This window comes from Streptomyces cinnamoneus, from assembly GCF_002939475.1.
Classification (GTDB): Bacteria; Actinomycetota; Actinomycetes; order Streptomycetales; family Streptomycetaceae; genus Streptomyces; species Streptomyces cinnamoneus_A.
The window spans coordinates 1449580-1473448 of sequence record NZ_PKFQ01000001.1 but is presented as its reverse complement, the minus strand read 5'-3'; the positions used below and the strand labels follow the sequence as shown (position 1 = coordinate 1473448).

General features: G+C 69.6%; 21 protein-coding genes. 18 read left to right on the top strand and 3 right to left on the bottom strand.

The features are described from left to right. The first annotated feature begins 275 nt into the window (after positions 1–275). The 9 genes from CYQ11_RS05915 (at position 276) to CYQ11_RS05875 (ending at position 12309) form a co-directional block, all read left to right on the top strand. Complete coding sequence (locus CYQ11_RS05915) at positions 276–1040, top strand: IclR family transcriptional regulator (protein ID WP_099202123.1); 765 nt, start codon at positions 276–278, stop codon at positions 1038–1040. A gap of 314 nt (positions 1041–1354) precedes the next feature. After that, on the top strand, positions 1355–2137 hold the full coding sequence (locus CYQ11_RS05910; RefSeq protein ID WP_099202124.1) for an MIP/aquaporin family protein: 783 nt from the start codon (positions 1355–1357) through the stop codon (positions 2135–2137). Between the two features lie 47 nt (positions 2138–2184). Then, positions 2185–3720, top strand: coding sequence for a glycerol kinase GlpK (glpK, locus tag CYQ11_RS05905; RefSeq protein WP_099202125.1), 1536 nt, complete (start codon positions 2185–2187; stop codon positions 3718–3720). A gap of 2 nt (positions 3721–3722) precedes the next feature. Beyond that, positions 3723–5330, top strand: a complete 1608-nt coding sequence (locus tag CYQ11_RS05900) for a glycerol-3-phosphate dehydrogenase/oxidase (protein ID WP_099202126.1) — start codon at positions 3723–3725, stop codon at positions 5328–5330. A 134-nt stretch (positions 5331–5464) separates the two neighbouring features. Further along, complete coding sequence (locus CYQ11_RS05895; RefSeq protein WP_099202127.1) at positions 5465–6505, top strand: glycosyl hydrolase family 18 protein; 1041 nt, start codon at positions 5465–5467, stop codon at positions 6503–6505. A gap of 144 nt (positions 6506–6649) precedes the next feature. Continuing rightward, the gene (locus tag CYQ11_RS05890; protein ID WP_240003660.1) at positions 6650–7699 is read left to right on the top strand and encodes a PAC2 family protein; all 1050 of its coding nucleotides are present in this window, start codon (positions 6650–6652) and stop codon (positions 7697–7699) included. 154 nt (positions 7700–7853) lie between these two features. Beyond that, positions 7854–8549 (top strand): HAD family hydrolase, encoded by a 696-nt coding sequence (locus CYQ11_RS05885; protein ID WP_099202128.1) that lies wholly within the window; start codon positions 7854–7856, stop codon positions 8547–8549. 449 nt (positions 8550–8998) lie between these two features. Beyond that, the gene (locus tag CYQ11_RS05880; protein ID WP_099202129.1) at positions 8999–10594 is read left to right on the top strand and encodes an ABC transporter substrate-binding protein; all 1596 of its coding nucleotides are present in this window, start codon (positions 8999–9001) and stop codon (positions 10592–10594) included. A 128-nt stretch (positions 10595–10722) separates the two neighbouring features. After that, entirely contained in the window at positions 10723–12309 is a 1587-nt protein-coding gene (locus CYQ11_RS05875) for an ABC transporter substrate-binding protein (protein ID WP_099202130.1), read from the top strand. Positions 12310–12347: 38 nt separating this feature from the next. On the opposite strand, the gene CYQ11_RS05870 is transcribed toward CYQ11_RS05875, so the two are convergent. Beyond that, positions 12348–13019: a response regulator gene (locus CYQ11_RS05870; protein WP_099202131.1), complete on the bottom strand. Its 672-nt coding sequence runs from the start codon at positions 13017–13019 to the stop codon at positions 12348–12350. 15 nt (positions 13020–13034) lie between these two features. After that, positions 13035–14066 (bottom strand): RecB family exonuclease, encoded by a 1032-nt coding sequence (locus tag CYQ11_RS05865; protein WP_099202132.1) that lies wholly within the window; start codon positions 14064–14066, stop codon positions 13035–13037. A 24-nt stretch (positions 14067–14090) separates the two neighbouring features. Between CYQ11_RS05865 and CYQ11_RS05860 the strand changes: the two genes are divergently transcribed. From CYQ11_RS05860 to CYQ11_RS05850, 3 genes are all read left to right on the top strand, one after another. Further along, positions 14091–15383 carry a site-2 protease family protein gene (locus tag CYQ11_RS05860; RefSeq protein ID WP_107489262.1) on the top strand — a complete coding sequence of 431 codons (1293 nt, stop codon included), beginning with the start codon at positions 14091–14093 and terminating at the stop codon, positions 15381–15383. A gap of 62 nt (positions 15384–15445) precedes the next feature. Then, the gene (locus CYQ11_RS05855; RefSeq protein WP_099202134.1) at positions 15446–16333 is read left to right on the top strand and encodes a tRNA (adenine-N1)-methyltransferase; all 888 of its coding nucleotides are present in this window, start codon (positions 15446–15448) and stop codon (positions 16331–16333) included. A 164-nt stretch (positions 16334–16497) separates the two neighbouring features. Then, positions 16498–17058: a hypothetical protein gene (locus tag CYQ11_RS05850; protein ID WP_099202135.1), complete on the top strand. Its 561-nt coding sequence runs from the start codon at positions 16498–16500 to the stop codon at positions 17056–17058. A 40-nt stretch (positions 17059–17098) separates the two neighbouring features. Here CYQ11_RS05850 and CYQ11_RS05845 read toward each other — a convergent pair whose 3' ends face one another. Continuing rightward, positions 17099–17395 (bottom strand): ferredoxin, encoded by a 297-nt coding sequence (locus CYQ11_RS05845; protein WP_099202136.1) that lies wholly within the window; start codon positions 17393–17395, stop codon positions 17099–17101. Between the two features lie 242 nt (positions 17396–17637). Between CYQ11_RS05845 and arc the strand changes: the two genes are divergently transcribed. The 6 genes from arc (at position 17638) to prcA (ending at position 23789) form a co-directional block, all read left to right on the top strand. Then, entirely contained in the window at positions 17638–19404 is a 1767-nt protein-coding gene (gene arc, locus CYQ11_RS05835) for a proteasome ATPase (RefSeq protein WP_099202137.1), read from the top strand. A gap of 305 nt (positions 19405–19709) precedes the next feature. Further along, positions 19710–21221, top strand: a complete 1512-nt coding sequence (gene dop / locus CYQ11_RS05830; RefSeq protein WP_338105724.1) for a depupylase/deamidase Dop — start codon at positions 19710–19712, stop codon at positions 21219–21221. Between the two features lie 148 nt (positions 21222–21369). Beyond that, the gene (locus CYQ11_RS05825) at positions 21370–21588 is read left to right on the top strand and encodes a ubiquitin-like protein Pup (RefSeq protein WP_086569168.1); all 219 of its coding nucleotides are present in this window, start codon (positions 21370–21372) and stop codon (positions 21586–21588) included. A gap of 29 nt (positions 21589–21617) precedes the next feature. Then, positions 21618–22211 (top strand): endonuclease VII domain-containing protein, encoded by a 594-nt coding sequence (locus CYQ11_RS05820; RefSeq protein ID WP_099202139.1) that lies wholly within the window; start codon positions 21618–21620, stop codon positions 22209–22211. Next, positions 22163–23005 (top strand): proteasome subunit beta, encoded by an 843-nt coding sequence (prcB, locus tag CYQ11_RS05815; protein ID WP_099202140.1) that lies wholly within the window; start codon positions 22163–22165, stop codon positions 23003–23005. Before CYQ11_RS05820 ends, prcB begins: the two co-directional genes overlap by 49 nt. Positions 23006–23051: 46 nt before the next feature. Then, the gene (gene prcA / locus CYQ11_RS05810; protein WP_099202221.1) at positions 23052–23789 is read left to right on the top strand and encodes a proteasome subunit alpha; all 738 of its coding nucleotides are present in this window, start codon (positions 23052–23054) and stop codon (positions 23787–23789) included. Positions 23790–23869 lie beyond the last annotated feature (80 nt).

Genomic DNA, 23869 nt, shown 5'->3' with positions numbered 1-23869 from the left:
GGGTGTGCGACGGCTGTCGGCTTTGCGCCCTCCCTGCAGAGAGGCGCACGCGGCAAGCGTATCGGGCGGGCGCGCCGGGGGCCGAGGGCGTTTCACGGTACGGACCGGCGCGCCACGGCCCGGACCGGGCGGGCCCCGTCCCGGTTCGGCGGCGACACCACCTTCAGCGATCATGGTCATGCCCTGCTGTCCGGTATCCGCTGGTCGGCATCGGCCGATAGTGTTCAGCAATGCCGAACGGAGCCAGCCCGGCCCGGCATGAAGGAGGTTGCTCGATGGCACGGACCATCCAGTCGCTCGAACGGGCGGCGGCGATGTTGCGGCTGCTCGCGGGGGGAGAGCGGCGGCTCGGCCTGTCCGACGTCGCCTCGGCGCTGGGGCTGGCCAAGGGCACCGCGCACGGGATCCTGCGGACCCTCCAGCAGGAGGGGTTCGTCGAGCAGGACCCGGCCTCCGGGCGCTACCAGCTGGGGGCCGAGCTGCTGCGGCTGGGCAACAGCTACCTGGACGTGCACGAGCTGCGGGCCCGCGCCCTGGTCTGGGCCGACGACCTGGCCCGCTCCAGCGGGGAGAGCGTCTACCTCGGCGTGCTGCACCAGCAGGGCGTGCTCGTCATCCACCACGTCTTCCGGCCCGACGACAGCCGCCAGGTGCTGGAGGTCGGCGCGATGCAGCCGCTGCACAGCACCGCGCTGGGCAAGGTGCTGTGCGCCTACGACCCCGTCGCCCACGCCGAGGTGACCGAGACCGGCCGCGAGGCGTTCACCTCCCGCACCGTGACCGACCTGCCCGACCTGGAGGGCGTGCTCGACCTGACCCGCGCCCGCGGCTGGGCGGCGGACGTCGAGGAGACCTGGGCGGGCGTGGCGTCGGTCGCCGCCCCCATCCACGACCGGCGGCGGATGCCGGTGGGCGCGGTCGGCGTCACCGGCGCGGTCGAGCGCGTCTGCGAGGGCGGCGAGCTGCGGCCCGGACTGGTGGCGGCGGTACGCGACTGTGCCCGCGCCGTCTCCCGCGACCTGGGCGCCGGGCGCTTCTAGCGGATGGCTTTGAGGGGGTGGGAAACGGTGGCGGAGCATCCGTTCCGCCTCCTTCGAGACCGGGCTGTTACCGCCCGGTATCCAGACGGATATTTCCGGCCAGTTGGCCGAGAGTTTCCGGTCACAGAACCCTTGACGCGCCCTTAACCGTGCAGAAAACTGCCGTGCATCGGTCGGCATTGTCGAACACCTAACGACAATATTCGCTATGGTGGGCAGTGCCACGGGACCGATCACCGCCCTCACGGAGGGCGCGGACCACCGGAGGGACCCGGGGTTCGCCTTCCCCTGGACGAAGGACAAAGGAGTCGCGGGTGTCCAGCTCCGACATCTTCACCGGTGAGACCATCGGTACCGCCGTATTGATCCTGCTCGGCGGCGGCGTGTGCGCCGCCGTCACGCTGAAGCGCTCGAAGGCGCTGAACGCGGGCTGGCTCGCCATCACGTTCGGCTGGGGCTTCGCCGTACTGGCCGGCGCCTACATCGGCGCCAAGTCCGGCGCGCACCTCAACCCCGCCGTCACCGTCGGCCTCGCCCTCGACGGCGCCGTCGAGTGGAGCGACGTACCGCTCTACATCGGCTCCCAGCTGCTCGGCGCCATGATCGGCGCCACGCTGGTGTGGCTCACCTACATGGGCCAGTTCAAGGCCCACCTGACGGACCCGGAGCTCGTCGCCACCCTCAACCCCGCCGAAGGCATGGTCGACCAGACCGCGACGCCCCAGGCCGGCCCTGTGCTCGGCGTCTTCTCCACCGGCCCCGAGATCCGCAACGCGGTGCAGAACCTCATCACCGAGATCATCGCCACCGCCGCACTGGTGCTCTTCATCCTCACCATGGGTCTGACCAAGGGGCTGGCGGTCAGCGGTACCGGCACCCTGATGGTCGCCCTCGTCGTCGTCGGCATCGGCCTCTCGCTCGGCGGCCCGACCGGATACGCCATCAACCCCGCCCGTGACCTCGGCCCGCGCATCGTGCACGCGCTGCTGCCGCTGCCGAACAAGGGCGGCTCCGACTGGGGCTACGCCTGGATCCCCGTGGTCGGCCCGATCATCGGCGCCGCTCTGGCCGCGGGCATCCACAAGCTCGCATTCTGATCGAGCACAGCCGAGACCTTCAGACGACTCCCAGGAGCACACACACCATGACCGACACCACCGGCAGCCACGGCCACGGCCCGTTCATCGCGGCGATCGACCAGGGCACCACCTCCTCGCGCTGCATCGTCTTCGACCGCGACGGCCGCATCGTCTCCGTCGACCAGAAGGAGCACGAGCAGATCTTCCCCAAGCCGGGCTGGGTCGAGCACGACGCCATGGAGATCTGGACCAACGTCCAGGAGGTCGTGGCGGGCGCCGTCGAGAAGGCCGGCATCACCGCCGCCGACGTCAAGGCCATCGGCATCACCAACCAGCGCGAGACCACGCTGCTGTGGGACAAGAACACCGGCCAGCCGGTCTACAACGCCATCGTCTGGCAGGACACCCGCACCGACGCCCTGTGCAAGGAACTCGGCCGCAACGTCGGTCAGGACCGCTTCCGCCGTGAGACGGGCCTGCCGCTGGCCTCGTACTTCTCCGGCCCGAAGGTCCGCTGGCTGCTGGACAACGTCGAGGGCCTGCGCGAGCGCGCCGAGGCCGGCGACATCCTCTTCGGCACCATGGACTCCTGGGTCATCTGGAACCTCACCGGTGGCACCGACGGCGGCGTGCACGTCACCGACGTCACCAACGCCTCCCGCACGATGCTGATGAACCTCCGCAGCCTCGACTGGGACGAGCGCATCCTGGAGTCGATGGAGGTCCCGGCCGCCGTGCTGCCGGAGATCCGCTCCTCCGCCGAGGTCTACGGCACCGCCAAGGGCGGCGCCCTCGCCGGCGTGCCCGTCGCCTCCGCGCTCGGCGACCAGCAGGCGGCCCTCTTCGGCCAGACCTGCTTCTCCGAGGGCGAGGCCAAGTCGACCTACGGCACCGGCACGTTCATGCTGATGAACACCGGTGGCGAGCCCGTCAACTCCTACAACGGCCTGCTGACCACCGTCGGCTACCGCATCGGCGACCAGAAGCCGGTCTACGCCCTCGAGGGCTCCATCGCCGTCACCGGCTCCCTCGTGCAGTGGATGCGCGACCAGATGGGCCTCATCAAGAGCGCCGCCGAGATCGAGACGCTCGCCAGCTCCGTCGAGGACAACGGCGGCGCCTACTTCGTCCCGGCCTTCTCCGGCCTGTTCGCCCCCTACTGGCGCTCCGACGCGCGCGGCGTCATCGCGGGCCTGACCCGCTACGTCACCAAGGCGCACATCGCCCGCGCCGTGCTCGAGGCCACCGCCTGGCAGACCCGCGAGATCACCGACGCCATGACCAAGGACTCCGGCGTCGAGCTGACCGCGCTCAAGGTCGACGGCGGCATGACCTCCAACAACTTGCTGATGCAGACCCTCTCGGACTTCCTGGACGCACCCGTCGTGCGCCCCATGGTCGCCGAGACCACCTGCCTCGGCGCCGCCTACGCCGCCGGCCTCGCCGTCGGCTTCTGGCCGGACACCGACGCCCTGCGCGCCAACTGGCGCCGGGCCGCCGAGTGGACCCCCCGCATGGACGCGGACACGCGTGACCGCGAGTACAAGAGCTGGCTCAAGGCCGTCGAGCGGACCATGGGCTGGATCGAGGACGAGGAGTAATCATGACAACCCCGCAGAGCGTTCCGACCCTGGGAACGCACCCGGCCGCCGGCATCAACCCGGGCCGTGCCGAGACCCGGGAACGACTGTCCAACGCGACGTACGACCTCCTGGTCATCGGCGGCGGCATCCTGGGCACCTCGGTCGCCTGGCACGCGGCGCAGTCCGGACTGCGGGTCGCGATGGTGGACGCCGGCGACTTCGCCGGCGCCACCTCCTCCGCGTCCTCCAAGCTCGTCCACGGCGGTCTGCGCTACCTGCAGACCGGTGCCGTCAAGCTGGTCGCGGAGAACCACCACGAGCGCCGGGTGCTGGCCAAGGACGTGGCCCCGCACCTGGTCAACCCGCTCACCTTCTACCTGCCCGTCTACAAGGGCGGCCCGGTGGGCGCGGCCAAGCTCGGCGCCGGCGTGTTCGCCTACTCGGCGCTGTCCGCCTTCGGCGACGGCGTCGGCAAGGTCATCTCCCCGGCCAAGGCCAAGGCCGACAACCCCGGCCTGCGCACGGACAACCTCAAGGCCGTGGCGGTCTACTACGACCACCAGATGAACGACTCCCGCGTGGCCGTCATGACGGTCCGCGCGGCCGTCGAGTCGGGTGCCGTGGTCCTCAACCACGCCGAGGTGACCGGCCTGCGCTTCACGCACGGCAAGGTGACCGGCGCGGAGCTCAAGGACCGCGTGGACGGCACCGAGTTCGGCATCGACGCGCGCGTCGTCCTCAACGCCACCGGCCCGTGGGTGGACCACCTGCGGAAGCTGGAAGACAAGGGCGCCGCGCCGTCGATCCGCCTCTCCAAGGGCGCGCACATCGTGATGAAGCGCAAGTCGCCCTGGAAGGCCGCCATGGCCACCCCGATCGACAAGTACCGCATCACCTTCGCCCTCCCCTGGGAGGACCAGCTGCTGCTGGGCACCACCGACACCCAGTACGAGGGCGACCCGGCGGACGTGCGCGCCACCGAGGAGGACATCCAGCAGATCCTCGACGAGGCCGCGTTCTCCATCCAGGACGCCGACCTCGACCGCGACCTGATGACGTACGCCTTCGCGGGCCTGCGCGTCCTGCCCGGCGGCCCGGGCGACGTGGCCCAGGCCAAGCGCGAGACGGTCGTCTCCGAGGGCAAGGGCGGCATGCTGTCGGTCGCCGGCGGCAAGTGGACCACCTACCGCCACATCGGCCGCACGGTCATGAGCAAGCTCGCCAAGGTGCCGGGCAGCCCGCTGACCGAGGACATGGAGCCCGTCTCCAGCCTGGTCCGCCGTACCCCGCTCCCCGGCGTCGCCAACCCCAACGCGGTCGCCCACCGCCTGCTCGTCGACCGCGAGCCCGGCAGCCGCATGGACCCGCTGACCGCCCGTCACCTCGCCACCCACTACGGCTCGCTGTCCTTCGACATCGCGCGCCTGGTCAACGAGGACCCCGAGCTCGGCGAGCGGATCCACCCCGACGGCCCGGAGATCTGGGCCCAGGTCGTCTACGCCCGCGACCACGAGTGGGCCGAGACGGTCGACGACGTGCTGCGCCGCCGCACCACCCTGACCATCCGCGGCCTGGACGACGAAAACGTCCGGACCCGGGTCAAGGACATGCTGAACGCCAAGCGCTGACCCCGAGCCGGCACCGGCTCCCTGAAGGGGAGGGCCACCTTCGAGTGGTCCTCCCCTCGCGGCGTCTTCGCCCCCGAGGGCAACCAACCCGCCCCCGCACACGTCCCTCGAAGGGATAAAGGGGGGACGACGACATGAACCGGCCAAAGACGCGCCGACGGCTGACACGCAAACGCGTGCTGCTCCGCATCGCGCTCGCGCTGGCCCTGCTGGTACTCGCACCGCTCGTGACGGCGGGCAGCGCGCTGCGCGCCTCCTACGCCGGCGCCCCCGCGGACGACGCCGTCACCCGCGGCCGGGACGCCGTCTGGCTGGGCCACGCCTGGGTGGACGGCCGCCACGGCCCGGCGGAGCTCGCCCGGCTGCGCGAGCGGACGGCGGGCACCGGCATCCGCGACCTGTACGTGCACGCGGGCCCGCTGGAGCACGACGGCACCCTGCCGCCCACGGCGTACCGCAACGCGAAATGGCTGATCGACTCCGTGCACCGGGAGTTCCCCGGGGTACGGGTCCAGGCCTGGCTGGGCGACAAGCTGGTCGGCCGCGGCCAGGACGGCGGCCTCTGGCTGGGCTCGCCCGCCGCCCGCAGCGCCGTCGTCGAGAGCGCGCGCCAGGTCCTGCGGGCCGGCTTCGAGGGCGTGCACCTGGACGTCGAACCCGTGCGCACCGGCGACCGCCACTTCCTGGCCCTGCTGGACTCCCTGCGCCCGGCCGTGCGTTCGCAAGGCGGCGTGCTGTCCGTCGCCGCCCAGCAGATAGACCCGCTGCCCTCGATGCACACCGCCTCGGGCATGCTCGGCAGCCCCAAGTGGTGGACGCAGAGCTACTTCGGCAAGGTCGCCCGCCGGGTGGACCAGATAGCCGTGATGTCCTACGACACCGCGCTGCCGTGGGAGAACCTCTACGGCGGCTACGTGGCCCGGCAGACCGCCCTCGCCCTCCAGGTCACACCAGAGGAAACGGATCTGCTGATGGGCGTGCCCTTCTACCACACCGACAATCTGGGCCACCAGAGCCGGGCGGAGACGGCCGCCGCCGCCGTGCGCGGCAGCAGGCTGGGCCTCAGCCGCGAGGACCGGCACCGACAGCGGTTCGGCCTCGCGCTCTACGTGGACTTCGCGGCGACCGAGGCCGACTGGCGCGCCTACCGCGCCGGATGGGGTACGCGTGGCTGAAAGTACCTCCCCCTCAGGGGCTGCGAAGGGGGGTCGCCGAAGTCGTAGGCTTGGGGCACACGCAGGACGACCGCAACTGCACGGAACGGCAACCGGCGGACGCAACGGAAGACCCGTGCGGCCCCGGTCGGAAGGAGGCGCTGGGTGATCGAGCTTGAGGGGGTACCCGAGCTGATCGACCCGGTGATGATCTGTGCCTTCGAGGGCTGGAACGACGCCGGTGACGCCGCCTCCAGCGCGGTGGCGCACCTGGACCGGGAATGGAAGGGCGAGGTCTTCGCCGCGCTCGACGCCGAGGACTACTACGACTTCCAGGTCAACCGGCCCACCGTCTGGCTGGACGGCGGCGTTCGGAAGATCACCTGGCCGACCACCCGGCTCTCCGTGGTGCGCACCGGCGCCCCCGGCGGCGAGGGCGCGACGCGCGACCTCGTCCTGGTCCGGGGCATCGAGCCGAGCATGCGCTGGCGCTCGTTCTGCAACGAGATCCTGGGCTTCGCCCACGAGCTGGGCGTGGAGATGGTGGTGATCCTGGGCTCCCTGCTCGGGGACACCCCGCACACCCGGCCCGTACCGGTCAGCGGCGTCACCTCCGACCCCGACCTGGCCCGCACCCTGGATCTGGAGGAGTCCCGCTACGAGGGCCCCACCGGCATCGTCGGCATCCTGCAGGAGGCGTGCACCCACGCCGGCGTCCCGGCGGTGAGCCTGTGGGCCGCCGTGCCGCACTACGTCTCCCAGCCGCCGAACCCGAAGGCCACCCTGGCGCTGCTCAACCGCCTGGAGGACCTCATCGACCTGCGCGTGCCGCAGGGCGAGCTGCCAGAGGACGCCCGGGCCTGGCAGCTGGGCGTGGACCAGCTGGCGGCCGAGGACAGCGAGGTCGCCGAGTACGTGCAGTCGCTGGAGGAGGCCCGGGACACCGCCGAGCTGCCGGAGGCGTCCGGCGAGGCCATCGCCCGCGAGTTCGAGCGCTATCTGCGCCGCCGGGACGGCCAGCCCGGGCCCGCCCAGCCGGGCCAGCCGGGCGGCCTGGCCGCCGAACCGGGCCTGACCGAGGGCGGCCGGGACGCCTCCTACCTGCGGGACACCACCAGCGGCCGCACCCGCCCGCCGCGCCCGCCGGCCAAGGACGACGACGGCGGCGGCGCGACGCCGGGCGAGGAGACGGACGGGCGGGACGGCGAGGGCTGAGCCCGTCCCGCGGGGGCCAGCGGGGCCCGTGCGAAATATCGACGCGACGCACCGTAACCATCGGTCGTACACTTGTCGGTCCGGTGAAGGCCGGTCCGCCGACCTGGAGACAGGAGGCGGACCGGCCTTCTCGTCCCCTTGAGGAGGTGCGCGGATGACCAGCAGCATCCCCGCCGTCGACACCCGTTCGGCGGCCCCGGCCCTGCAGGCCGTATTGCTCGACATGGACGGGACCCTGGTCGACACCGAAGGCTTCTGGTGGGAGGTCGAAGTCGCCGTCTTCGCCGAGCTGGGACACCAGCTGCTGGAGGAGTGGCGCGAGGTCGTCGTCGGGGGCCCGATGACGCGCAGCGCCTCGTTCCTCATCCAGGCCACCGGCGCGAAGATAGCCGTCGCCGAGCTCAGCGTCCTGCTGAACACCCGCTTCTCCCAGATGATCGGGCGGGGCGTGCCGCTGATGCCCGGTGCCCGGCGGCTGCTGGCCGAGCTGGCCGCCCACGGCGTGCCCACGGCACTGGTCTCGGCCTCCCACCGCGAGATCATCGACCGGGTGCTGCACACCCTCGGCCCGCAGCACTTCACGCTGACCGTCGCGGGCGACGAGCTGGCGCGCACCAAGCCCCATCCGGACCCGTACCTGCTGGCCGCGGCCCGGCTCGGGGCCGAGCCGGGGCGGTGTGCGGTGGTCGAGGACACCCTGACGGGTGTGAGAGCCGCTGAGGCGGCGGGGTGCCGGGTGGTGGCGGTGCCGTCGGTGGCCCCCATCCCGCCCGCGGCGGGCCGTACAGTCGTCGGCTCGCTGGAAGAAGTGGATCTCTCTTTTCTCCGGGACATGATCTCCCGCCTCTGATCACGGCCGATCACGGGAATGCACCAGGGTGTGCACTGAGCGTACGACCGGGAATGGTCGGGAACTCTGGGCGTTTGGCCGACTGTTTTCCGTGACGAATCCCGTGGCCGAATTCGCCTGCCCGTCACCCGTATCGGGGGAGTGACGTTCGTCACCGCGTCTTGCGCCCGCGCGTCGGCTTGCACAGCCCCGCGCGGGCCCTCACGGGGGTTGAAGCGCACCCTTGTGTCCCGATTGATCATTCGGTGCCTGAATCGTTCCAGCGTCCGGATATCGGACATCCTCGTGCCGTTATCACCGCGTGATATCGCGTCGACTTCACCGTGTTCCAGCGGGAGCGGCCATCCGCACTAATCTTTTCGCGAGAACTTCACGGCTGCCCGTATGACCGGCCTTCCGGTATCGGTAGGGTCCGGGCACCGATCGCACCACAGGGAGAACCCCACACAATGAACCGCAAGACGTTGGTCCTGCCGATCGTGGCAGGCCTGTTGGCACCCGTGCTCGTCGCCTGTGGCGGGAGCGAGGGAGCCGGCAAGGACAGCGCCATCGTCATCGGCACGACCGACCGGTTCGAGGAGACCACCGACGCGCCCGCCCCCTTCGACCCGGCCGCCGCGTACGACGTGGGCGCCTGGAACGTGCTGCACAGCACCTTCCAGACCCTGCTGCGGCTGCCGCGCTCCGGTACCGCGCCCGTCGGTGACGCGGCCGAGAAGTGCACCTTCGGGGACCGCAAGAACGAGCAGTTCCGCTGCACCCTGCGCAGCGGCCTGAAGTTCTCCAACGGTCACGCGCTGACCGCCGAGGACGTCAAGTTCTCCATCGACCGCGCCCGCGCGATCAACTACGAGAACGGCCCCGTCTCGCTGCTGAGCAACATCGACAAGGTGGAGACCCCCGGCGACCTCGAGGTCGTCTTCCACCTCAAGTCGCCCGACGCCACCTTCCCACAGAAGATAGCCACCCCGGCCGCGGCGATCGTCGACAGCGAGTCCTACGAGAAGGACAAGCTCGGCAGCGGCTTCAAGGTGGTGGGTTCCGGCCCGTACACCCTCCAGACCGAACAGAAGGACGGCCACGTCGTCAAGGTCACCCTCAACAAGAACTCCGACTACCGGGGTTCGGTGAAGGTGCTGAACGACAAGGTCGAGATGCGCTTCTTCGACGACGCCGCGTCGATGGAGAAGGCCCTCAAGTCCGGCGACATCGACATGATGAACCGCGCCCTGCTGCCCGAGCAGATCGGCCGGCTGCGGGGCTCCTCCGGCGAGGGCGTGCGGCTGCTGGAGCTGCCCGGTCAGGAGATCAGCTTCCTGGCCTTCAACACCGACGACTCCACCGTGAAGTCCAAGGCGGTCCGCCAGGCCATCGCCCAGGTCGTCGACCGCGCGGCCCTGGTCCGCGACGGCTACGACCGCACGAGCGACCCCCTGTACTCGCTGGTCCCCACCGGCATCGCCGGCCACCAGAACTCCTTCTCCAACCGCTACGGCGAGCCCAGCGCCGACAAGGCCCGCGCCATCCTGAAGGCCGCCAACGTCAGCGCACCGGTGCCGATCACCCTCACCTACACCAGCGACCACTACGGTGAGGGCACGGAGCGGGCCTTCAAGGCCCTCCAGAAGCAGCTGACCGCCAGCGGCCTGTTCGACGTCAAGATCCAGGGCGTGAAGTGGGCGGACTTCCGCCCCGAGGCCGCCAAGGGCAAGTACGCCGTCTACGGCATGCACTGGTTCCCCGACTTCCCGGACCCGGACAACTTCGTCGCCCCCTTCGTCGGCAAGGACAACTTCCTCCGCTCCCCCTACCGGAACACGAAGATCAGCAACGAGCTGGTCCCGCAGTCCCGGGAGTCGACCCAGCGCGACGCCGCCGCCCGCTACTTCCAGCAGGCGGAAGACCTCATCGCCGACGACGTGCCGGTGCTGCCGCTGTGGCAGGGCAAGCAGTACGTGGCCGTCCGCGAGAAGATCACCGGCGCGGAATGGGCCCTCAGCTCCGCCTCGGAACTCCAGCCCTGGGAACTCTCCCGCGGCGTGTGACCACCGGCAGCACCTCGTTCAACTCCATACCAACGCTCCACCTGCTCCACCTGCTTCACCAGCTCCACAGAACGCTCTACAGCGACAGACGGTCTCGTCAGCGATCAAGAACTGTGAGGAACGTGCACGTGAGGAAACGTGACCAGTGGCTCGCCGCCCCGCTCGGCGCGGGGCTTGCCGCCGCCCTGCTCAGCGGGTGCGGATCGGAAGACGGCAACGCGGCCGGCACCGGGGAGTCGGTGGTCATGGGGATGTCGGACGAGGTGCTATCCACCGACCCGGCCTCCGGCTACGACCCGGGCTCCTGGCTGCTCTTCAACAACGTCTTCCAGTCGCTGCTGAGCTTCCCCAAGGGAAGCACGGTCCCCCAGCCGGAGGCCGCCAAGAGCTGCAAGTTCAAGGACGACAGCAGCACCGTCTACCAGTGCACCCTCCAGGACGGGCTGAAGTTCAGCAACGGCCACGACCTCACCTCCGAGGACGTCGCCTACTCCTTCCGCCGGACCCTGAAGATCAAGGACAAGAACGGTCCCGCGGCCACGATGCTGTCCTCGATCAAGGACATCCAGACGCCGGACAAGTCCACCGTGATCTTCCGGCTCAGCCGCTCCGACGCCACGTTCCCGCAGAAGATCGCCTCCGGTGCCGGCTCCATCGTCGACCACACCGAGTACTCGATGGACAAGCTGCGCACCGACGGCAAGGCCGTCGGCTCCGGCGTCTACAAACTGGACTCCTACGACAAGTCCAAGGCCGTCTTCAAGGTCAACGCCTCCTACAAGGGCCCGGCCACCGTCCAGAACAAGGGCATGACCCTCAAGTTCTTCCACGGCGAGCAGGACGCCCTGAAGGACGCCGTGGTCAAGGGCGACATCGACCTGGCCTACCGAGGCCTGGCCATGAAGGACATCGCCGACCTCGAAACCAGCGGCGGCAAGGACATCAAGGTCGTCGAGGGCACCAGCGCCGAAGTCCAGCACCTGGTCTTCAACACCAAGGACCCCGTGGTCGGCAAGGTCGGCGTCCGCAAGGCCATCGCCTACCTCATCGACCGCAGCTCGCTGGTCCGCGACGTCTACAAGCGCACCGCCGAGCCCCTCTACTCGGTCGTCCCCAGCGGCATCACCAGCCACCGGACCCCGTTCTTCGACGTCTACGGCGACCGCCCGCAGCTCGACAAGGCCACCGCGGCCCTGAAGTCCGCGAACATCAGCGGCAAGGTCAAGCTCACCCTGTGGGCCACCCCCGTCCGCTACGGCCCGGGCACCGTGCCGGAGTTCCAGGAGATCGCCAAGCAGCTCAACGCCAGCGGGCTCTTCGAAGCGGACGTCCAGAGCGTCCCGCTCGACGAGTACGAGAAGGGCATCGAGGCCGGAAAGTACGGCGTCTACGTCAAGGGCTGGGTGCCCGACTACCCGGACCCCGACAACTTCACCTCGCCCTTCTTCGGCGAGGACAACGTGCTCGGCAACAACTACCAGTCCAAGGAGATAGCCGGCATCCTCCCGGCCACGGCCGCCCAGGGCAGCCGCGCGGCCACCGTCGGCGACTTCGTCAAGCTCCAGAACACCGTCGCCCAGGACGTACCGCTGCTGCCGCTGTGGCAGGGCAAGCAGTACGCCGTCTCCAGCGACCGGATCTCCGGACTCCAGTGGACGCTCGACTCCTCGACCGTCTTCCGATTCTGGGAGATCAGCAAGGCCGGCAAGGGCTGAACCGGCCCCACGACCAGCCAGGGCAACGCCCCGGCGCCCTACTGGGCGCCGGGGCGCACCAGTCCGCTCTCATAGGCGTAGACCGCGGCCTGCACCCGGTCCCGCAGCCCGAGCTTCGTCAGCACGTGCCCGACATGGGTCTTCACCGTCGTCTCGCTCACGAACAGATCCGCCGCGATCTCCGCGTTCGACAAGCCACGGGCGACCAGCTTCAACACCTCGACCTCACGGTCGGTCAGCGTGTTCAGCGTGTCCGGCAGCGGCTCCTCACCCGACGGCAGGTGCCCCGCGTACTTGTCGAGCAGCCGCCGCGTGATGCTCGGAGCCAGCATCGCCTCACCGCCCGCGACCACCCGGATCGCCTGGACCAGCTCATGTGCCGGCGCGTCCTTCAGCAGGAACCCGCTGGCCCCCGCACGCAGCGCCTCCACCACGTACTCGTCGAGGTCGAAGGTGGTCAGCACCAGCACCTTCGCCGGCCCGTTCCGCTCGGGCCCCGTGATCTGCCGGGTCGCCTCCACCCCGTCCATGCGGGGCATCCGGATGTCCATCAGCACCACATCCGGCTGCAACGCCCGGACCTGGTCCAACGCCTGCAGACCGTCCCCGGCCTCACCCACCACCGCCAGATCCTGCTCGGCCTCCAAAATCATGCGGAAGCCGGTACGCAGCAGCGGCTGGTCGTCGACCAATAGGACCCGGATCGCCACAGGAACACTCCTTCGCTAGACCGGGTCCATTCTGCCCTGCTCCTCACCGGCGGGAACGGCCGGACCACCGCTCGCACCGCCCGAAGGCCCACCGCGCTGACCGGGCAGCGGCAGCGGATACGGCGGGGGAGTGCCACCGAACTCGGGGCACACCGCCTGATGGTCACACCAGCCGCACAGCTTCGTCGGCCTCGGCCGCCAGTCACCCGTGTCCGTCGCCAGCGAGATCGCCTCCCACAGCGCCCGCAGCTTCCGCTCCACGGCCAGCAGCTCCGCCTCCACCGGGTCATACGTCAGCACGTCACCGCTGCCCAGGTAGACCAGCTGCAACCGCCGCGGCACCCGGCCGCGCAACCGCCAGATCACCAGCGCGTAGAACATCATCTGGAACAGGGCACCCTCGCGGTACCGCGGCGCCGGGGCCTTGCCCGTCTTGTAGTCCACGATGCGCACGTCGCCCGTCGGCGCCACGTCCACCCGGTCGACGATGCCCCGCAGCGTCAGACCCGACGCCCCCGCGTCCTCCAGCACCGTCTCCACGAAGAGCTCCCGCTCCGCCGGCTCCAGCCGCGTCGGATCCTCCAGCGAGAACCACCGCTCGACCAGCCGCTCCGCCTCACCCAGCCACGTCGCCAGCAGAGCCGGATCCTGCGCCCCGTCCTCACCCTGGAACAACTGAGCGAGCTCCGGGCGGGACGCCAGCAGCTTCTCCCACTCACCCGGCACCAGCCCCCGCGCCCGCACCGCCGTACGGTCGGCAGCCGGAGCGTCGAACAGCCGCTCCAGCACCGCATGCACCACCGTGCCCCGCGTCGCCGCCGCACTCGGCTTCTCCGGCAGCCTGTCGATCACCCGGAAGCGGTAGAGCAGCGGACACTGCATGAAATCGGCCGCCCGCGACGGCGACAACGAAGCCGGCCGCCCGGGCCCCGCCGGCCGCCCCCCACGGCCCACCGCCGGGCCCGGCGCACCCCCGGCACAGTTCTCGGTAGCGCTATCCATGACACAGACCCTACGGCCCGCTACTGACAGTCGGACGCATACCATCGACGACAGACCCCTTCGCACTGCATGATCGTGACATCGCACCATTCGGTGCCGGGGCCGGAGCGACGAGGGGACACCGTGAACGACAGCGGGCAGGGCGACACCGGCGTCGGAGGCGCCGGCCCACCGGCCGGCCCCCAAGACCGCAAGCCGCAGCGCCCCCGCGAGAGCGGCGGCGGCATCCTCATGGGCCGCCCCTTCGGCGTGCCCGTCTACGTCGCCCCCAGCTGGTTCCTCGTCGCCGCCCTCATCACCTGGGTCTTCGGCGGCCAGCTCGACCGCGTCCTGCCCGACCTCGGCCGCCTCCGCTACCTCGTCGCCCTCTTCTTCGCCGTCGCCTTCTACGCCTCCGTCCTCATCCACGAGCTCGCCCACACCGTCGCCGCCCTGCGCTTCAAACTCCCCGTACGCCGCATCCAGCTCCAGTTCTTCGGCGGCGTCTCCGAGATCGAAAAAGAGAGCGAAACCCCCGGCCGCGAATTCGTCCTCGCCTTCGTCGGCCCCCTGCTCTCCCTGGCCCTCGCCGGCGTCTTCTACCTCGCCATGCTTGCCGTCGAACCCGGCACCGTCCCCGGCGTCCTGCTGGCCGGCCTCATGATCTCCAACCTGCTCGTCGCGGCCTTCAACCTCCTGCCCGGCCTCCCCCTCGACGGCGGCCGCATGCTCCGCGCCGTCGTCTGGAAGATCAGCGGCAAACCCATGACCGGCACCATCGCCGCCGCCTGGGTCGGACGCGCCCTCGCCGTCGCCGTCCTCCTCGGCCTGCCCCTCCTCACCCACGGCGGCATCGGCGACGGCGCCCGCGACTTCACCGGCGTCGACGCCCTCACCGACGCACTCCTCGCCGCCATCCTCGCCGCCATCATCTGGACCGGCGCCGGCAACAGCCTCCGCATGGCCCGCCTCCGCGAACACCTCCCCGAACTGCGCGCCCGCAACCTCACCCGCCGCGCCGTACCCGTCCAGCCCACCACCCCCCTCTCCGAAGCCCTGCGCCGCGCCGGCGAAGCCGGCGCCCGCGCCCTGGTCGTCGTCGACGGCCACGGCAACCCCACCGCCCTCGTCCGCGAAGCCGCCATCGTCGCCGTCCCCGAACACCGCCGGCCCTGGGTCGAGGCCGGCTCCCTCGCCCAGGACATCAAGGAAGGCATGCGCATCCCCGCCGACCTCACCGGCGAAGACCTCCTCGACGCCCTCCGCACCACCCCCGCCACCGAATACCTCGTCGTCGAGGACACCGGCCAGGTCTACGGCGTACTCTCCACCGCCGACGTCGAACGCGCCTTCGTCGCCGCCATGGCCCGCCCCACCACCTGACCCCCCGCCCCCCGGCAGGCGCCGTGGTGCTGCGCCGCCCACAGGCCCGGTACGCTGGTCACATGTCCGAACCGACCGGTGCCGCCCGCCGTCGCGGGCCCTTCCAGGTCGGGGACCAGGTCCAGCTCACCGACCCCAAGGGACGCCACTACACCTTCACGCTCGAAGCCGGGAAGAACTTCCACACCCACAAGGGTTCCTTCCCCCACGACGAGCTGATCGGTGCTCCCGAGGGCAGTGTTGTCCGTACCACGGGAAACGTCGCCTACCTCGCGCTGCGCCCCCTGCTCCCCGACTACGTCCTGTCCATGCCCCGCGGCGCCGCCGTGGTCTACCCCAAGGACGCGGGGCAGATCCTGGCCTTCGCCGACATCTTCGCCGGCGCCCGCGTCGTCGAAGCCGGAGTCGGCTCCGGCTCCCTCAGCGCCTTCCTGCTGCGCGCCATCGGCGACCAGGGCATGCTGCACTCCTACGAGCGCCGCGCCGACTTCGCCGAGATCGCCCAGGCGAACGTCGAGCGCTACTTCGGCGGCCCCCACCCCGCCTGGCAGCTCACCGTGGGCGACCTCCAGGACAACCTCTCCGACACCGACGTCGACCGCGTGATCCTCGACATGCTCGCCCCCTGGGAATGCCTGGAGGCCGTCTCCAAGGCACTCGTCCCCGGCGGCATCCTCTGCTGCTACGTGGCCACCACCACCCAGCTGGCACGCACCGTCGAGTCCATCCGCGAGATCGGCTGCTTCGCCGAGCCCCAGCCCTGGGAATCGATGATCCGCAACTGGCACGTCGAGGGCCTCGCGGTCCGCCCCGACCACCGGATGATCGGCCACACCGGCTTCCTCGTCACCGCCCGCCGCCTCGCGGACGGCGTGGAACCCCCCATGCGCCGCCGCCGCCCCGCCAAGGGCGCCTACGGCGACGACTACGAAGGCCCCAACAAGGGCTGACCCCCGCACCACCGCGCGCCGCCGCCGAACCGCACCCCGCGGAACTCGGCGGCGGCGCGCGCGCGTTGGCCGACACACCGGTCCCCGCCCACTGTTCCCCCGCGCCAGACCGTGTGGCACGATGCGGAAGATCCCATCCCGCAGCCTCACAGGAGTCAGCGCGCGTGCACCCCACGGCAGGCCCCTCCGCCTACCCGCACACCCGCCCCCGCCCCGTCCACTGGCTCGCCACCGCCGCCGCACTGGCCGCCGTGGTCACCGGCGCGGCCCTCGCAGGCCCCGGTGACGCCACCGCCACCACACCCACGACCCACGCCGCCGCCCCCGACCCGCAGACCGCGCACTACCCCCTCGACTGCCACGGCGCCGGCCCCCAGGTGACCGACCGGGCCCAGGCCGACCTCGACGGCGACGGACGCCCCGAGACCGCCGTCGCGGTGCGCTGCGCCTCCGGCGGGGGCACCCCGCCCAGCGGCGTCTACGTCCTCGCCTCCCCGCACCCCGACGGCACGGCACCCCGCATCAGGGCCACCCTCGTCGACCCGCGGCAGCGGATGACCGTCACCGGCCTCACGGCCGCCAAGGACACCGTCTCGGCCACCGTCTCCGGCTACTCCGGCCCCGGAGTGCCCCGCTGCTGCCCGGACCTGCGCACAGCGGTCAAGTGGCGGTGGACCGGAGGGAAGTTCACGGTGACCACACCGCCCGTCGCCCGGAGCGCGTGAACGGCCACCGCCCGTACCGGAACGCGCCGTGACGACGCTCTCACTCGGCGTCGGGACCGAAGACCTCGACCTTGTCGGACACCCGGCGCACATGGATGCAGTCACCGGGACACTCCTTCGCGGAGTCCCGGACGTCGTTCAGCAACGGCAGCGGTACGGGCGTGGTGGCACCCTTGTCCTGGAGCAGCTCGTCGTCGGCGCTCTTCACATAGGCCAGCCCGTCGACGTCCAGCTCGAAGACCTCGGGGGCGTACTGCGCGCAGATGCCGTCACCGGTGCACAGGTCCTGGTCGATCCAGACTTCCAGGTCGCCGAGTCCTTCATCCTGCACGGTCATCTCGCCTGCCGTTTCCTGCGTTCGTGAATCAATTGGAGCCAGCCCTGACGGGTGTTGACCGAGTCGACGATACAACCGCCCGCTTTCCGATGTTGGTGGGTGGGTATCCCCCTCACGTGAGGACGTGCGCAAGGGTGAAGATCGGACACACTCCGACCGGGTTTGTGATCTAGGGGTTTCAACCTGCACCGGCCCAGGTAGGGTCAGGAAGCGTCCAGCTCCCCTTGGAGGAGGTGAGGACCGTGGCAGCCCACGACGACGACATGAACCGCGGCATCCGGCCGGGACGAGGGTCTGACGACCCCGCGGGCCAGGTTGCCTATCTCGAGCAGGAGATCGCCGTCCTGCGACGCAAGCTCGCCGACTCTCCGCGTCACACGAGGATTCTCGAAGAGCGGATCGTCGAGCTCCAGACGAACCTGGCCGGCGTCTCCGCACAGAACGAGCGACTCGCGAACACCCTCCGTGAGGCACGGGACCAGATCGTGGCCCTCAAGGAGGAGGTCGACCGGCTCGCCCAGCCGCCGGCCGGCTTCGGCGTCTTCCTGCAGCCCAACGACGACGGCACCGCCGACATCTTCACCGGAGGCCGCAAACTCCGCGTGAACGTCAGCCCCGGCGTCGAGGTCGAGGACCTCCGGCCCGGCCAGGAGGTCATGCTCAACGAGGCCCTCAACGTGGTCGAAGCCATGCACTTCGAGCGCGCCGGCGACATCGTCACCCTCAAGGAGATCCTCGAGGACGGCGAACGCGCCCTGGTCATCGGGCACACCGACGAGGAGCGGGTGGTGCGGCTCGCCGAGCCCCTGCTGGACACCACCATCCGCCCCGGCGACGCCCTCCTGCTCGAACCCCGCTCCGGCTACGTCTACGAGGTCATCCCCAAGAGCGAGGTCGAAGAACTCGTCCTCGAAGAGGTCCCGGACATCGACTACTCCAAGATCGGCGGCCTGGGCAACCAGATCGAGCTGATCCGCGACGCCGTCGAGCTCCCCTACCTCTACCCCGACCTCTTCAAGGAGCACGAACTACGGCCCCCCAAGGGCGTCCTGCTCTACGGCCCCCCCGGCTGCGGCAAGACCCTCATCGCCAAAGCCGTGGCCAACTCCCTTGCGAAGAAGGTCGCCGAAGTCACCGGCAAGCCCGCCGGCAAGAGCTTCTTCCTCAACATCAAGGGCCCCGAGCTGCTCAACAAGTACGTCGGCGAAACCGAGCGGCACATCCGGCTGATCTTCCAGCGCGCCCGGGAGAAGGCCAGCGAGGGCACCCCCGTCATCGTCTTCTTCGACGAGATGGACTCCCTCTTCCGCACCCGCGGCTCCGGCGTCAGCTCGGACGTGGAGAACACCATCGTCCCCCAGCTGCTCTCCGAGATCGACGGCGTCGAGGGCCTCGAGAACGTGATCGTCATCGGCGCCTCCAACCGCGAGGACATGATCGACCCCGCGATCCTGCGCCCCGGCCGCCTCGACGTCAAGATCAAGATCGAGCGCCCGGACGCCGAGGCCGCCAAGGACATCTTCTCGAAGTACCTCACCGAGACCCTCCCGCTCCACGCGGAAGACCTCGCCGAGCACGGCGGCTCCCCGAAGGCGGCGGTCGGCGCCATGATCCAGTCGGTCGTCGAGCAGATGTACGCCGAATCCGACGAGAACCGCTTCCTCGAGGTCACCTACGCCAACGGAGACAAGGAAGTCCTCTACTTCAAGGACTTCAATTCCGGCGCCATGATCCAGAACATTGTGGACCGGGCCAAGAAAATGGCGATCAAGGCGTTCCTCGACCACAACCAGAAGGGCCTCCGCGTCTCCCACCTGCTCGCCGCCTGTGTGGACGAGTTCAAGGAGAACGAGGACCTGCCCAACACCACCAACCCGGACGACTGGGCCCGCATCTCCGGAAAGAAGGGCGAGCGGATCGTCTTCATCCGCACCCTCGTCACCGGAAAACAAGGCGCGGACACCGGCCGCTCCATCGACACCGTGGCCAATACCGGCCAGTATCTGTAACACCGCCGACCGGCCGCGGATGTCCCTGTTGTTCTCGCTCCCCCGCCCCGGCGGGAAGAGCCCCAGGGCGTCCGCGGCCGGTCGCGTTTTGCGCCACTCGTACGACCGGCACGACGACGTTTTCCGCCCGCGGCACGAACCGGAGCAATGACTGTAATGATCTCCCCAGCACCGCAAAGCCGTTCTAGGCTCTTCGGTACCGCCGCCGTGCGCAGTGGGGGATCGGAGACCGTACACGGACCGGATGCGCAGCGGTACTTGAGTGGCGACCCCGCCCGGGGGCGCCACCGGGCAAGGAGGGCCGCATGACCGTACGGCGAGTAATGGGCATCGAGACGGAGTACGGGATCTCCGTCCCCGGTCACCCGAACGCCAATGCCATGCTCACCTCGTCCCAGATCGTCAACGCCTACGCGGCAGCGATGCACCGGGCACGCCGTGCCCGCTGGGACTTCGAGGAGGAGAACCCGCTGCGGGACGCCCGCGGCTTCGACCTCGCCCGCGAGGCCGCAGACTCCAGCCAGCTCACCGACGAGGACATCGGCCTGGCCAACGTGATCCTCACCAACGGCGCCCGGCTCTACGTCGACCACGCCCACCCCGAATACAGCTCCCCGGAGATCACCAACCCCCGGGACGCCGTCCTCTGGGACAAAGCCGGCGAACGCATCATGGCCGAGGCCGCCGAACGCGCCGCCCAGCTCCCCGGCGCACAACCCATCCACCTCTACAAAAACAACACCGACAACAAGGGCGCGTCCTACGGCACCCACGAGAACTACCTGATGAAGCGGGAAACCCCCTTCTCCGACATCGTGCGCCACCTCACGCCCTTCTTCGTCTCCCGCCAGGTCGTCACCGGCGCCGGCCGCGTCGGCATCGGCCAGGACGGCCACGAACACGGCTTCCAGATCAGCCAGCGCGCCGACTACTTCGAAGTCGAGGTCGGCCTGGAAACCACCCTCAAGCGGCCCATCATCAACACCCGCGACGAGCCGCACGCCGACGCCGAGAAGTACCGCCGCCTCCACGTGATCATCGGCGACGCCAACCTCTCCGAGATCTCCACCTACCTCAAACTCGGCACCACCGCCCTCGTCCTCTCCATGATCGAGGACGGCTTCATCACCACCGACCTGGCCGTCGAACAACCCGTCCGCACCCTCCACCAGGTCAGCCACGACCCCACCCTGCGACGCCTTGTCACCCTGCGCAGCGGCCGCACGCTCACCGCCGTCCAGCTCCAGATGGAGTACTGCGAGCTGGCCCGCAAATACGTCGAGGACCGCTTCGGCGCCGACGCCGACGAACAGACCAAAGACGTCCTCAGCCGCTGGGACGACGTCCTCGGCCGCCTCGAACGCGACCCCATGAGCCTCGCCGGCGAGCTGGACTGGGTGGCCAAGCGCGAACTCCTCGAGGGCTACCGCCGCCGCGACGCCCTGGACTGGGACGCCGCCCGCCTGCACCTCGTCGACCTCCAGTACGCCGACGTCCGCCCCGACAAGGGCCTGTACAACCGCCTCGCCGCCCGCGGCAAGATGCGCCGCCTCCTGGACGAGACCGACGTCGCCCGGGCCCGTACGGCCCCACCGGAGGACACCAGGGCCTACTTCCGCGGCCGCTGTCTGGAGCAGTACGCCGACGACGTGGCGGCCGCCTCCTGGGACTCGGTCATCTTCGACCTCCCGGGCCGTGACTCCCTGCAACGGGTCCCCACCCTGGAGCCCCTGCGCGGCACGCGCAACCACGTCAAGGAGCTCCTGGACCGCTGCCGCACGGCCGAGGACCTGGTCCGCGTGCTCTCCGGCGGCTGACCGGGTCTGAGATGGGCGCGATCCGGGAATCATCACGGTGGTTCCGGGACGTTGTAGCAAGTGCGGGGCCGATGACGGACCCTGCTTGTAGGGTCGGATCTTGTACGTCTCGTGTACGTGTACGTCGAAACCGAGCGGGGTGAGGGGTATGGCGACCAAGGACACCGGCGGCGGGCAGCAGAAGGCCACGCGTTCGACCGAGGAGGTCGAGGAGCAGGCGCAGGACGCGCAGGTCTCCGAGGACCTCAAGGAACGCCAGGAGAAGCTGTCGGACGACGTGGACTCTGTCTTGGACGAAATCGATGATGTGCTCGAGGAGAATGCGGAGGACTTCGTTCGAAGTTTCGTTCAAAAAGGCGGCCAGTAGCCTTCGAATTGAAGGTCCAGGGGCGGGGAATGGGTGAGATCGAGGATGGGAAGCGTTGCACGCGGTGTGGCGAAGTCAAGCCGCGTGCCCGCTTCGCGATCAAGCGAACGAACTTGGACGGCCTGCAGCGGCACTGTCGGGAGTGCGCGTCCGACTGCGACCGTAGGCGCCGGATCGCCGCAGGCATGAACGTACGTCCACAGGTGGACGTGCCTGAGGGACACAAGCACTGCCTGGGCTGTGGCGTGATCAAACCGCATTCCGAACGGCACCGGAACGCATCGGCTTCAGATGGACTGTCGACGCGCTGCAAGGCCTGCCGAGCCGTCCAGAGCCGATCCGATCACCTCAGGCGCCAGTACGGCATCACTGAGGCGCAGCGTGACGAGATGATCGCGTCGCAGGTGGGTGTCTGCTGCATCTGCTTGTCGGCGCCCGCCGTACATGTGGATCATTGTCACGCGACCGATAAGGTCCGTGGCGTGCTGTGTTTCAACTGCAACTCGGCACTCGGAAAGTTGAGAGACGATGTCGGCGCTCTGTGCCGGGCCATCGACTATCTGGAAGGAAACGTGTGGAAGCCAACCCTCGTAGCATCGGGCGTCTACCAGCTGCCTTCCTGACGCCCGGCTCGTCGTCCTTCATGGATTTCCTCGCCCAGCACCAGCCCGACCTGCTGCCGCGCAACCGGCAGCTGCCCGCGCAGGGGGTGCTCGAGGCGCCGCACGGTACGACGATCGTGGCCGCCTCGTTCCCCGGTGGCGTGGTGCTGGCCGGTGACCGGCGGGCCACGATGGGTAACGTGATCGCGCAGCGCGACATCGAGAAGGTCTTCCCCGCCGACGAGTACTCGGCCGTCGGGATCGCCGGTACGGCGGGGCTGGCCGTGGAGATGGTCAAGCTGTTCCAGCTGGAGCTGGAGCACTTCGAGAAGGTCGAGGGCGTCTCGCTCTCTTTGGAGGGCAAGGCCAACCGTCTCTCGACGATGATCCGGAGTAACCTCGGCATGGCCATGCAGGGCCTGGCCGTGGTGCCGCTCTTCGCGGGCTGGGACGTGGACCGTCAGAAGGGTCGGATCTTCTCCTACGACGTCACCGGTGGGCGTTCCGAGGAGCACGGCTTCGCGGCGACCGGGTCCGGTTCGTTGTTCGCCCGGGGGGCGCTGAAGAAGCTGTTCCGGGAGGACCTGACCGAGGGGCAGGCCACCACGCTGGTCGTTCAGGCGCTGTACGACGCCGCCGACGACGACTCCGCGACCGGTGGGCCCGATCTCGCGCGTCGTATCTATCCGATCGTCACCGTCATCACCGACGAGGGTTTCCGGAAGCTGACCGAGGCCCAGTGCTCCGAGATCGTGCGTGCCGTTCACGAGCGGCGGCTCGAGGAGCCTGACGGGCCGCGCGCGGCGCTTCTGTGATGTCTTCAGTTCTGACGGTCTCCTCTACAGAAAGGGACGGATAGCGGTGTCGACGCCGTTCTATGTCTCACCCCAGCAGGCCATGGCCGACCGTGCGGAGTACGCCCGGAAGGGCATCGCGCGTGGTCGTAGTGTCGTGGTCCTCCAGTACCGGGACGGCGTTGTCTTCGTCGCCGAGAACCCCTCCCGTGCCCTGCACAAGGTCAGCGAGATCTACGACCGGATCGCTTTCGCGGCGGTCGGGAAGTACAACGAGTTCGAGAATCTGCGCATCGGTGGGGTGCGCTATGCCGATCTGCGGGGTTATACCTACGATCGCGAGGACGTGACGGCGCGTGGCCTTGCGAACGTGTATGCGCAGACCTTGGGCACGATCTTTTCGAGTGCGGGTGAGAAGCCGTATGAGGTCGAGCTGATCGTTGCCGAGGTCGGGGCCGGGCCCGAGGACGATCAGATCTATCGTCTGCCGCATGACGGTTCGATCGTGGATGAGCACGGTTCGGTCGCGGTCGGTGGTAACGCCGATCAGATCAGTAGCTATCTGGATCAGCGGCACCGGGACGGGATGACGCTGGCCGAGGCGCTGAAGCTGGCGGTCGAGTCGCTCGCCCGGGACACCAACGGGGGTGAGCGCACGTTGACCGCCGAGCAGCTGGAGGTCGCGGTGCTGGACCGGACGCGTCCGCAGCAGCGGAAGTTCAAGCGGCTCCTGGGCCGGCAGCTGTCCAGACTGCTGGACGACGGTGCGGGCCCGGCGGAGACGGCCGAGGCCGTCGAGGAGTAGGAGAGCCGGGTCGCTTCTTCTCGGGGGAGAGGGATCCGTGCGGCGGGCGGGCCGGTTTTCCGGCCCGCCCGCCGTTTTCC